At 37.0% G+C, this 12117-nt stretch carries 12 protein-coding genes; 5 read left to right on the forward strand and 7 right to left on the reverse strand.

Translation table 11 applies throughout. The annotated features are described in order from the left end of the window. Positions 1-364 precede the first annotated feature (364 nt). Positions 365-880 carry a TlpA family protein disulfide reductase gene (locus TYM08_RS14005; RefSeq protein ID WP_422379769.1) on the forward strand — a complete coding sequence of 172 codons (516 nt, stop codon included), beginning with the start codon at positions 365-367 and terminating at the stop codon, positions 878-880. Positions 881-938: 58 nt separating this feature from the next. Here the strand turns inward: TYM08_RS14005 and TYM08_RS14010 are convergent, their stop codons facing one another. From TYM08_RS14010 to TYM08_RS14020, 3 genes are read right to left on the reverse strand one after another with little or no spacing between them, the layout of a single operon-like run. After that, positions 939-1388: an HIT family protein gene (locus TYM08_RS14010; RefSeq protein ID WP_422379770.1), complete on the reverse strand. Its 450-nt coding sequence runs from the start codon at positions 1386-1388 to the stop codon at positions 939-941. A gap of 18 nt (positions 1389-1406) precedes the next feature. Next, entirely contained in the window at positions 1407-2297 is an 891-nt protein-coding gene (locus tag TYM08_RS14015) for a hypothetical protein (protein WP_422379771.1), read from the reverse strand. A 14-nt stretch (positions 2298-2311) separates the two neighbouring features. Further along, positions 2312-3178: a LysR family transcriptional regulator gene (locus tag TYM08_RS14020; protein ID WP_422379772.1), complete on the reverse strand. Its 867-nt coding sequence runs from the start codon at positions 3176-3178 to the stop codon at positions 2312-2314. Between the two features lie 184 nt (positions 3179-3362). Here TYM08_RS14020 and leuC point away from each other — a divergent pair, with 184 nt between their 5' ends. The 4 genes from leuC (at position 3363) to asd (ending at position 7799) form a co-directional block, all read left to right on the forward strand. After that, a complete protein-coding gene (gene leuC, locus TYM08_RS14025) occupies positions 3363-4796 on the forward strand; it encodes a 3-isopropylmalate dehydratase large subunit (protein ID WP_422379773.1) in 1434 nt (477 codons plus the stop codon). A 2-nt stretch (positions 4797-4798) separates the two neighbouring features. Continuing rightward, positions 4799-5437: a 3-isopropylmalate dehydratase small subunit gene (gene leuD / locus TYM08_RS14030; protein WP_422379774.1), complete on the forward strand. Its 639-nt coding sequence runs from the start codon at positions 4799-4801 to the stop codon at positions 5435-5437. Positions 5438-5467: 30 nt separating this feature from the next. Next, the gene (gene leuB, locus TYM08_RS14035; protein ID WP_422379775.1) at positions 5468-6544 is read left to right on the forward strand and encodes a 3-isopropylmalate dehydrogenase; all 1077 of its coding nucleotides are present in this window, start codon (positions 5468-5470) and stop codon (positions 6542-6544) included. 148 nt (positions 6545-6692) lie between these two features. Further along, positions 6693-7799: an aspartate-semialdehyde dehydrogenase gene (asd, locus tag TYM08_RS14040; protein WP_422379776.1), complete on the forward strand. Its 1107-nt coding sequence runs from the start codon at positions 6693-6695 to the stop codon at positions 7797-7799. Between the two features lie 81 nt (positions 7800-7880). Here the strand turns inward: asd and TYM08_RS14045 are convergent, their stop codons facing one another. From TYM08_RS14045 to TYM08_RS14060, 4 genes are all read right to left on the reverse strand, one after another. After that, positions 7881-9512 carry a methyl-accepting chemotaxis protein gene (locus tag TYM08_RS14045; RefSeq protein WP_422379777.1) on the reverse strand — a complete coding sequence of 544 codons (1632 nt, stop codon included), beginning with the start codon at positions 9510-9512 and terminating at the stop codon, positions 7881-7883. A 78-nt stretch (positions 9513-9590) separates the two neighbouring features. Then, positions 9591-10106: a DUF1566 domain-containing protein gene (locus tag TYM08_RS14050; RefSeq protein ID WP_422379778.1), complete on the reverse strand. Its 516-nt coding sequence runs from the start codon at positions 10104-10106 to the stop codon at positions 9591-9593. A gap of 12 nt (positions 10107-10118) precedes the next feature. Beyond that, the gene (locus TYM08_RS14055) at positions 10119-11210 is read right to left on the reverse strand and encodes a DUF1566 domain-containing protein (protein WP_422379779.1); all 1092 of its coding nucleotides are present in this window, start codon (positions 11208-11210) and stop codon (positions 10119-10121) included. Positions 11211-11302: 92 nt separating this feature from the next. After that, positions 11303-12103 (reverse strand): DUF3530 family protein, encoded by an 801-nt coding sequence (locus TYM08_RS14060; RefSeq protein WP_422379780.1) that lies wholly within the window; start codon positions 12101-12103, stop codon positions 11303-11305. Positions 12104-12117 lie beyond the last annotated feature (14 nt).

Raw genomic sequence — 12117 nt, forward strand, 5'->3', positions numbered from 1 at the left:
TCAAGTTAATTTTGTAACTGGATTGATACATTTACGTAAAAAATATGATATTCCAATTAAAAAAACATCTAATTCTGTCCACCCATCACTGTTTGAGCGTTTTATATTAACCTAACCTTAACAACTTTAAGTGCTCGTTATAGCCCAATGAACCTGAACAAAAACTGACTCAACTCACTCTAAATCACCTCAAAATCCTTTATTTATCAGTACTTTGAGATTGATCCCAACTTAAACTAAAGCGCCTAGCAATGCTTTTTTTTTGAGTTATTATGATTACATCTTCTACGAACAAACCCATTAAGTATTTTGTTCAAAGTAATTAAACAACACATTTAAAAACACTCTTTTTGGAGAGATCATTATGAAAAAATTATTATTAGCATTAACTGTATTATTAACGGCACAGGTATCAACTGCAAAATTATCAGTAGGTGATGATGTGTATTTACCTGAATTAGTGTCAATTGAATCGGGTGAAAATGTGGATTTATCACAATACAAAGGCAAAGTGATTTTTGTTGAATTTTGGGCAAGTTGGTGTGTCACCTGCGCTAAATCGTTCCCAACTTATAATAAGTTACATAACGAACTAGACACTGAAGAATTTGTATTTATCAGCATCAACACTGACAAAAAAGTAAAAGACGCTGAGAAATTTTTAAAACGCACGCCTGCTGATTTTTTAGTAGTACGTGACAGCAAAAAAGAAGCAGTTAAAACTTACGGACCTAAAGGCTACCCATCTGGTTACATCGTAAACAAAGAAGGTAAAATTGTTGGTATTGAAGAATCTCAACCTGAATACGAAGAATTAAAAGCGTTGTTGCAGTCATTAATTGACGAAGGTAAAGACGCTGCTGATGTAGCTTCTTTATAAACAATATTTAGATCCCCTTCTAAACTTAAAAAACCAGCAATTGCTGGTTTTTTTTGGTTTAACTGTTTTGGATATATTCTTTTAATTGCTCTGCCAGTTTAGACCGTTCTGCCTCACACATTTCATATTGTTTGGTTTGATAGATATTATCATCACTTAAACGCCCTTTAATATGCGTGTGAAAATGCCACACATCTTGAAATCCTGCTTTTTCATTATGCTGCCAAATAGTAATACCTTGAATATCAAATAACTCACGCATTTTAATGGCGATGAATTTAGTTACCTTTGAAATTTCTGCCAACAATGAATCCTCTATGTCGTATATATTTTCAACATGTTGTTTGGGAATGACTAATAAACCGGGGCCTGAGTTTTCATGTTGGTGTAATGCGATACACACAAATACTGTTTTATTTTCAAACACAAAGTCTTTTTCGGTTTGCAGTCCTGATTTAATCATTCTGCAAAAGGGGCAGTTATAATTTTTTGGTTCTTGGTTAAACATAATATTTTCCTGTATTCTTTATAAAGAATACAACGCCATCCCTTCTTCAAATATGTAGTAAATTGCATGTTCCATTTCTGATAATTCACCCTGCGTCAACCTAAAATACACTTCAATACCCATGATCAAAATCAATACAAATAAAGTAATAAGTAATTGCGCTTTATTTTGAACCCCTAATTTTAAATCATCACTTTTTACCATTAAAAATAATACCATAGGAATATTGATAACTGGGATCACACTTAATAAAGCGAATAATTTATTCATTCTTAAAAACAGTAATCGCTGATAAACCAGATAGACACTAAGTGAATGAACATAAAGAAGAACCAAGGCAGAAACAATAAGAAATCCAAATTCATTAGGAATCAGAAAAGTAAACTTTACAACTACAGTACTAAACAACAAATACAACACAATTAAACTTAATATATGACTTATAAAACGACTTTGAGAATGGCATATTGAAACCAAATTATTTTTTGTTTTAAATAAAAAATACCACATTAAAAAAACGATCAAACAAAAATTAATAGTCACAAACAAATGGAACAATAATTCTAGAACACCTTCACCTTGTAACAACATAAAGTAACTAAAAGATGAAACAATCGCATATACATATCCCACACAAAATAAAAGACACAAATAAAATGATGCCCGCCAAAAATACAGTGAAAACAATGGTTTTTCATACATTATTGAAAACATACCCACTGCCAATATAATTGAAAACATCCAACAAATAATAATTACCCCTCCCGAATTAGAAGTAATCATCCCTAAAAATGTTTCATTATTTAAAAAAGCCAACCCTAACACTCGATATAAAAAATACAAAAAATATAAACCGACATTTATAAATAGCATCCATTTGAGTGGGGTATGAAATCTTTGAATATTCATAATTTTTTCCTGTTTTAATTTTGTTTATTAATCATATCAATCAAACCATTACCCGCATTACTAAGCGAGCGATGTTTATGCCTGATCCAACCTAACTCTCGATTCAATTCTAATTTAATCGGCAATACTTTTAAACTGCTATCAATCATTGATGTTGGCAAAACAGACCAACCCAATCCTGATACTACCAACATTTTAATGGTTTCTAAAAAGTTAACGGTCATGGATGCCTTTAAAGGTAAATGATGTTTTACAAATTCAGCTTCAATAATTTTAAATGTGGTGGTATCGGCCTCTGGCAATATGGCGGGGAAATATTGTAATTCGTTTAACAATAATTGTTTTTTAGCGCTTAATATATGATCTTTTGCGATCACAAAATGTAAACTGTCTTTCCATACGCTTTGTTTAATTAATTGAGAATCAATTCGGTTAGGTAATGTGGTAAACGCCATTTCAATGTCTTGATTCATAACAGAAGTGATAGCTTCTTCTGAATTGATGAATTGTATATTTAATGACACCTCCGAATACTGCACACCAAATTGTTTTAATATTGGTGGCAAATAATGCAAACCAATGTGATGACTTGACGCAATATTTAATTCACCCGTGATTTCACCGCTTAGATTTTGTACGTTGCGTTTGGCTTGGGACACATCTTGAATGATTTTTCTGGCGATAGGCATCAACACTTGCCCTGCTTCGGTTAAAAATATATTTCGTCCGATTCGATCAAATAATTTCCCGTTTAATGAGCTTTCTAACACCTTGATGCGTTTGCTGATGGCAGGCTGGGTTATGAACAATTTGTCCGCCGCTTGGGAGAATGATTGGCAATCTGCCACGGCGACGAATGCTTCTAGGGAACTGATTTCCATTTTTTTGCCTTTTTTGTTTTTTTGTTTTTTTTGGAATGAATCCCAAACCTACATTTTGTTTTTTTGGGATGAATCCCAACCCTACTATTCCAATTGGTTATAGGTAATATGAAAATAATGAATTTGTTTTATGTCATTGTCAAGATTACAATGCGATTACTGAAAATCACATCTGGAGATGGGAATGACTACACAAACTTTATACGACAAATTATGGGCTGGCCACGTGGTTAAGACCCGTGAAGACGGCACGGCGTTGATTTATATTGATCGCCAGTTATTACACGAAGTGACTTCACCTCAAGCTTTTGAAGGTTTGCGTATTGCGGGACGCAAGCCTTGGCGTTTGTCTGCAAACTTGGCAACCCCTGACCATAACGTACCTACTACTCGCAATGAGCGTGAAATTGGTATTGAAGGCATTATTGATCCGGTTTCTAAAATCCAAGTGCAAACTTTGGATGACAACTGCGTTGAGTACAACATTACTGAATTTAAAATGGACGATATCCGTCAAGGGATCGTGCATGTGGTTGGCCCTGAACAAGGCGCGACTTTACCTGGTATGACTGTTGTTTGTGGTGACTCACATACTTCTACACACGGTGCATTAGGTGCTTTGGCTCACGGCATCGGAACCTCTGAAGTGGAACACGTGTTAGCCACTGGTTGCTTGATTCAGAAAAAAATGAACAACATGTTAGTGAGCGTTAATGGTCAGTTAAACACTGGTGTGACACCTAAAGACGTGGTTTTGCACATTATTGGTGTGTTGGGGACTGCTGGCGGAACTGGTTTTGCCTTAGAATTTGGCGGCCAAGTGTTTAGAGATATGTCTATTGAAGGGCGTATGACGGTTTGTAATATGGCCATTGAAGCAGGCGCTCGTGCAGGTTTGGTGTCTGTTGATCAAAAGACGATTGATTATGTAAAAGGTCGCCCGTTTGCACCTAAAGGTGATCATTGGGATTTAGCCGTTGCACAGTGGAATGAATTACACAGTGATGAAGGCGCGCATTTTGACAAAGTGATCAACATCGAAGGCAGCGAGATTAAACCACAAGTGACTTGGGGTACGTCTCCTGAAATGGTATTGCCAGTAAGTGCGAACGTGCCGTTTATTAAAGATGGTAAAACAGACACTGACAAAACTTCTATTACTCGTGCATTACATTACATGGGTTTAAAAGAAGGACAGGCAATTACCGATATTAAATTAGATCGTGTATTTATTGGCTCTTGTACTAACTCTCGTATTGAAGATATGCGAGCGGCTGCTGAAGTGGTTAAAGGCAAAAAAGTAGCCAGCACATTAATTGATGCGATTGTGGTTCCAGGTTCTGGTTTGGTAAAAGAACAGGCCGAAAAAGAAGGGTTAGATAAAATATTTATTGATGCGGGCATGCAATGGCGTGAACCGGGTTGTTCAATGTGTTTGGCAATGAACGCCGACAAATTAGGTAACGGCGAGCACTGTGCTTCCACTTCTAACCGTAACTTTGAAGGTCGCCAAGGCTTTGGTGGACGTACGCATTTGGTTAGCCCTGCAATGGCTGCGGCCGCTGCAATTAAAGGTCATTTTGTTGATGTCACAAACCCTAACTGGGCAGGAGAATAAACATGAAAGCATTTACTGTTGTTAAAGGTATTGCCGCGCCTATGGATCGTGCCAATATTGATACTGACATGATCATCCCAAAACAGTTTTTAAAATCGATTAAACGTACTGGTTTTGGTAAAAACTTATTTGATGAATTGCGTTATTTAGATGAAGGACAGCCAGATCAATCTTGTGAAGGTCGTCCATTAAATAATGATTTTCCATTAAACCAAGCTCGTTATAAAGATGCACAAATTTTAATTACTCGTGAAAACTTTGGTTGTGGCTCGTCACGTGAACACGCGCCTTGGGCATTAGAAGATTACGGTTTTCGTGTTGTGATTGCGCCTAGTTTTGCAGATATCTTTTTTAATAACTGTTTTAAAAACGGCATGTTACCGATTGTGGCAAGTGATGAAAACGTAGACAGTTTATTTAAGAAAATGTACGCACAAGAAGGCTTTGAATTAAATATTGATTTAGAGGCTCAAACCATCAGCTTAGAAGACGGTACAAGTATTTCATTTGAAGTAGATGAATTTAGAAAGTACTGCTTATTAAATGGTTTAGATGACATCGGATTAACATTAAAAGATTCGGATGATATTAAAGCCTACGAAAAACAACGCGCATCAGTTACACCTTGGTTGTTCGATTAATAAATATTTTAAACATTAGAGATCAAAAAAATGTCAAAACAAATTTTAGTATTACCCGGTGACGGCATCGGTCCAGAAATTATTAAAGAAGCCGTTGCAGTATTAGTTGCGGTTAATAAAAAACACAACCTAGGTTTAGAATTGGTTGACGGTTTAATTGGTGGTGCGGCCATTGATCAACACGGTGTGCCTTACCCTGACGAAACTCATGCAAAAGCGATGAATGCCGATGCGGTTTTATTAGGCGCGGTTGGCGGCCCTAAATGGGATGCACTTGATACTGCCATTCGTCCTGAAAAAGGTCTATTAGCGATTCGTTCGAAGTTAAAATTGTTTGGTAACTTACGCCCTGCGATTTTATATCCACAACTTGCAAGCGCATCTTCTTTAAAAGCAGACATTGTGTCTGGCCTAGATTTATTGATCGTTCGTGAATTAACTGGCGGTATTTATTTTGGTGAGCCTCGTGGTATTCGCACATTAGAAAATGGCGAACGTGAAGGTTACAACACGTATAAATATTCTGAATCTGAAATCCGTCGTATTGCGGTAGTGGCATTTGAAGCGGCTATGAAACGTAATAAAAAATTATGTTCGGTTGATAAAGCCAACGTATTAGAAGCCACTGTTTTGTGGCGTGAAATTGTTGAAGAAGTAGCAAAAGATTATCCAGAAGTTGAATTAAGCCACATGTACGTGGATAACGCAGCGATGCAATTAGTGCGTGCACCAAAGCAGTTTGACGTAATGGTAACTGGCAACATGTTTGGTGATATTTTGTCAGATTGCGCAGCGATGTTAACTGGCTCTATCGGCATGTTACCTTCAGCTTCTTTAGATCAAAATGGCAAAGGCATGTACGAGCCAATTCACGGATCAGCGCCTGACATCATGAACCAAAACAAAGCTAACCCATTAGCAACGATTTTGTCAGTGTCTATGATGCTTCGTTATAGCTTTGGTTTTGCAGAAGTAGCAGACGAGATTGAATTAGCGGTAAGTAAAGTATTGGATAAAAATATCCGCACGCTAGATATTCAAAGTGAAGGTTGCACGATTGTTGGAACTAAAGAAATGGGTGCCGCGGTGCTTGCAGAATTAGTTTAAATTAAATGTCAAAACAGCGATGATTTATTAAAAAGTCGCTGGATCCCCGATAAAAACACATCGAGGATGACAATTTTGTGGTTTCAATGTAAAAAATATAATTAATTTGTCACAATTTTTCGTGGCACTTGAATAGAGAGAATTCAAAATGAAAGTAGGTTTTGTCGGATGGCGTGGAATGGTTGGCTCGGTACTTATGGGTCGTATGGTTGATGAAAATGATTTTGCAGATATCGATCCTGTATTTTTTACAACCTCACAAGCTGGTAAAGCAGCACCAAACTTTGGTAAAGACGCTGGCGTTTTATTAGACGGTAACGATGTTGCTGAACTGGCTAAAATGGATGTCGTGTTAACCTGTCAAGGTGGCGATTACACAAAAGCGGTTTACCCTAAATTACGCGAAAGCGGATGGAACGGTTACTGGATTGATGCAGCTTCTGCACTTCGTATGGAAGACGATGCGGTGATTGTTTTAGATCCAGTTAATAGAGATGTGATTGATGCGTCTTTGAAAAACGGCGTGAAAACATTTGCTGGCGGTAACTGTACGGTAAGTTTGATGTTATTAGCACTTGGCGGATTGTTTGAACAAGACTTAGTAGAATGGGCATCGCCTCATACATACCAAGCAGCAAGTGGTGCTGGCGCTAAAAATATGAAAGAGTTAATCGCACAGATGGGCGCTATTCATGCATCGGTTGCTGATCAATTGGATCCAGCGGCTGCGATTTTAGAAGTAGACAAAAAAGTATCTGAAACACTTCGCTCTGACGCATTACCACAGGCTGAGTTTGGCGCTGCATTAGCAGGATCATTAATTCCTTGGATCGATGTGCCAATGCCTTCTGGACAAACAAAAGAAGAGTGGAAAGCACAGGTTGAAGCGAACAAGATTTTAGGCCAATCAGAAAACCCAGTACCGGTTGATGGTTTATGTGTTCGTATTGGCGCTATGCGTTGTCACTCACAAGCGATCACTTTGAAATTGAAAAAAGATTTACCAATTTCAGAAATTGAAGCGATTTTAGCCGCTCACAACCAATGGGTTAAAGTGATTCCTAATGATCGTGAAGCATCAGTTAAAGCGTTATCGCCTGCTGCTGTAAACGGAAGCTTAGATATTCCAGTGGGCCGTATTCGTAAACTGGCAATGGGTCCTGAATACATTTCAGCGTTTACTGTTGGTGATCAATTATTATGGGGAGCGGCTGAGCCACTTCGAAGAATGTTGAATATTATTAAAGCGCTTTAATTTTTTGATACCTTTGTTGGTATAAAAAATTTGCAAAAAAAAGCTGACATTTGTCAGCTTTTTTATTTTTACTTTTCAAAATCAATTAATTTTAAAACGCCCAACTAAACCATGTAAATTATTAGTTTGCTCCATGGCTCCATTTGCAGTTTGCTGTGTGTCATTTGCTATGGATTCTATGTTTTTGGTTTTATTTGAAAGCTCTTGCAAGTTATTTGAAATATCTTGAGTCACGTTGCTTTGCTCTTCAGTAGCCGCGGCGGTTTGAATGGACATATCATTAATTAAGCCTGTCGCATTTAATATTTTATCCAATGAGTCTTTGGTTTTACTAGACAACTCAACCGTGGATTTAGCCACTTCCGCACCTGAGCTAATTGCTACAACCGCTTGATTAACACCTGCTTGTAAAGCCTCAATCATACCTTGAATATCCGCTGTGGATTGTTGAGTTTTACTGGCTAATGCTCGTACCTCATCAGCTACTACCGCAAACCCACGACCTTGTTCACCAGCACGCGCCGCCTCAATTGCGGCATTAAGTGCCAGTAAATTTGTTTGTTCGGCAATCCCGCGAATGGCATCTAACACCAATGCGATGTCGTCAGATTTTTTAGATAATTCTTGAATCACATCAGCAGCAGAAGTCACTGTATCGTATAGGGTATTGACTCTGGATAAGGATTGTTCAATTACTTTTTGCCCATCTTCCGTTAACTCATTTACATGAGTAATTTGGCTAGCTGCTGAATTCGCATTACTTGAAATTTCAAGTACTGCTTTAGACATTTCACTGACTGCATGTGAAATGGAGTCGACAAAATGAGATTGCTCGCTTGAGTAACTAAGTGAAGTTGATGCTTGACTTTGCATATTCGACATACCTAATTTTAACTCATCGGTTTCTTTACGAATATTTTTTACTAACTTTTGTAAGTTATCAACAAAACCATCAAAGTGATTAGATAACTCTCCAATTTCGTCTTTGCGTTTTGAGTGGATTCGCAAAGTCAAATCCCCCTCTCCTTCACTGATTTGCTTAATGCGACCACTGACATCATTTATGGCATCCGCTATAAATTTAGGTACAACTATAGCTGCTAAAATTGAAAGTAAAGCTACTACAATAGCAACAATCATTGTTGATGCACTTTTTTTGATAACTGATGCCTGGGTTTGAGCTTCAATTCTTTTACCTTCAGCATCAGCCGCCTCTCCTGCAACATCATATAAATCTCGCAGCGTACCAAATTTAGTTTCGGCTAAAGTATTTGATAATTCAACTGCTTGACTGGCTTTGCCCGCTTCAATAAACGACAACAATTCTTTAGACGTTGAATGCCAGTCTGTAAACACACTTTCATAGGTTTCTAATTGATTTGTGACTGCAGTATATTCTGTCATTAAATCTAAAAACACATGCATTCGATCATAAGCTTGAATCGCATTCTCTTCAATTGTGCTTTTTAATTCAGAGTACTCTGGGGAGGATGGTTTGAGGGATAAAATTTGCTCTTGAGCCAATCGAGCTTGGTATAAATCACGATCAGCATTTAAAATTGCCGAGGTAGCTGGAGTAAACTTAGAACTAAACACTTGTAATTTTGCAAAAGTAAAATGACTTAGACGGTAATCAACAATCGCCACCACCATAATACTTAATGCAACAAATGCAAAAATAAATGTAAATTTCGACCTTAAACTACGCAACATATTCACTCCAATATTTATGTATTATTAAAGTGAGTATAGTGCAACTATCAAATTTACCAGTATTTAGAACGTTTAATGTTATTGAGTAATATCACGCACTAATAACACATAATATTCAGTGGTTTTATCATCTGCAAAGCTTAATCCATCTGCGAAGTTAATTGCCCAAATACGCCCTGAAATATTACTAGGCGTTGCCGTCCAATAATAACTAGATTCAATGCCTATAAATACTGAATTTTCTACGGCAGGATTCACACAACTTAATTTTTGAATGCTGGTTAGTTCTTTTATATTGGGTAATCGCCAATTTTCAAATCCAGCTAATTGGTTTTGGTTTGCAAACTCAAAAGCAGTTAACCAATTAAAAGTGATCGCACTGTCTATACAAGTACCATCTTGAAAGGTTTGCCCCAAAGTACATACTTGCCACATTAGGCCTGTTTTTTTATCCACTGCCACGCCATTTTCTAAATCTATAAATTGTTCGGCAGTAATATCATTAAATGTCTTGTTATTGCAGGTTTGCGCAAAGGATAAAGCTGTAATTGAAATTGAACAAAACGTTAATATAGATTTTATAAAAATATTCATTTTTGACTCCTTTTATTGTGCTGTTATATCGTGAACTAATCGGACATCATTTGGACTGTCTTTACTTGAAGTAGAACTGGAGCCGTCATTAAAATACACATACCAAGCTTTATCCTCTTGCCCTGCAGCTGCATGATTATTAATGGACCAATATGAAAAAGTAGCTGTATTTGGGAAATAATCGATATTAATAGCAGGCTGTGTGCGACTGAAATCAACTATTGAAAGCAGCTCTTGTCTAGTTGGCAATCGCCATTGAGTTAATCCACACAAGCCTTGTTTATTCACACGTTCAACAAATGCATGAGTATTGCAATAGGTTGAACTGTCATTGATATCAAAGCCAACGCAAATATCCCCATCGTCGTTTTCAAAACCTGCATTTCCAGCATTAATATCACTATTAGTTTGATACCAATTAAATCGACTGGATGTGTCATGTAGCGATCCATCGGTTGTTTTGACTTCCCAAATTAAGCCCGTATGGTTATCGCGTACACAGGAAAAAACTGGCTCCTGTTCATCAAGCACCAATCCATCATTATTTAATTTAGTAAAATCAAATCCTTGTTGATTCAAAACGCTTGTGTCTAAACCGGTTTGGCCATCTTGTATAAATGGCACCACATCACCATTTATAGATTCAAACTCTAATGAACAATCCACGTCATTATTTTCAATGGTGCTGCCATTAGCTGCCGTTGCGTAATCGGCACATAACAATACCCCCGTATCATTTAGTGGATTCGATGCTTCAACGGTTATGTAAACAGGATCTTTATAAGCAGAGCCTTTGCTATCAATAACATTAAAAGTAAACATCATTGTTTCATTAGAAACAGGCGCTAAAAAACTAACATCTGTATCATTGATTTTAATAAGATCAACAGGCGTGCCGTAAATTTGAACCCATGTTTGAGAGAATATATCGCCATCTTTATCCCAAGTTTTTCCTTTTAACTCAACAGATTGCTGATAACTCACTGTCTGATCGTCACCAGCTTCACTAAAAGGAGGGTTACCTGTACAACTGAATAAAAAAATGGAAAGAAAAATAGAGAGGTAAATAAAATTAATTCGAAAAAAAACCGATAGACATTGCATGAAAGATAACCTTTAAAAATTAAGTGTGGATGTTACATGATTTTTAAGAATGAATTTATCAAAACATCACATTTTAAAAATGTAGATGTTTTTTATTTCACGCGCACTTCGGCTTCTTGGCCAGCAGCATTAACTTTTAACCAACCCCAAACTCGCCTTGTGACTAAATCGTATTCACTTGAAACACCAAAGGCACTGTCATGCATTTTTACCTGAATATAATTTGGGTGATTTTTTGAAAGCATCATCCCTTTTCGCCATTTCGCTTTGTTTTTTTCATATTCGTTTTTGGGTAAAAAGATATCTAAGATTGGGATAGTTAATGTGCTTAAATATTCCTGAAATGTTTCCGCTTGTATAAACGTATTATCCTGTGCGTTTACACTGATCATGGCATAGCCAAAATTATCCACACCTTGCATATTCAAACTTAAATATTTTGCAATCCAAAAACTGCCTGTGCCACTTCCTAATAATACTAAATTAAACTGACCTTTATTTTGTAAATAGTTAATTGACGCTGCAATTCGATCTTGAATCATTTGATCATAACCACGCTGATCATATAACTTGCCACTTGGAATAGTGATAGATAAAGTCATCCAACCCGTGTCTGGTAAATAATTGCGCATGGGTTGAATCCAGTTTGGCCAATTCGCATTTTGCCCCACATCGTGAATAATCAAAATAGCCCCTTGTGGCACGTTAGTTCGTGGCGTTTGTAATAACCCGATAAACTGAGAAATAGTATCTTGAGGCAACTCTGCAATGGTTTGTGCATTGGGTAAATAATCGATGGGCACAATTTGATCTGCGTACAATCCTTTAGGAAAACGTTTCAATAATTGATCCGATTGTGCAAAATCCGCCATCAATGTGGAAGAAATTGACAAACTTGTGAAACTTA

Origin of the sequence: Marinicellulosiphila megalodicopiae (assembly GCF_045862395.1) — a bacterium.
GTDB classification, from domain to species: Bacteria; Pseudomonadota; Gammaproteobacteria; order Pseudomonadales; family Natronospirillaceae; genus Marinicellulosiphila; species Marinicellulosiphila megalodicopiae.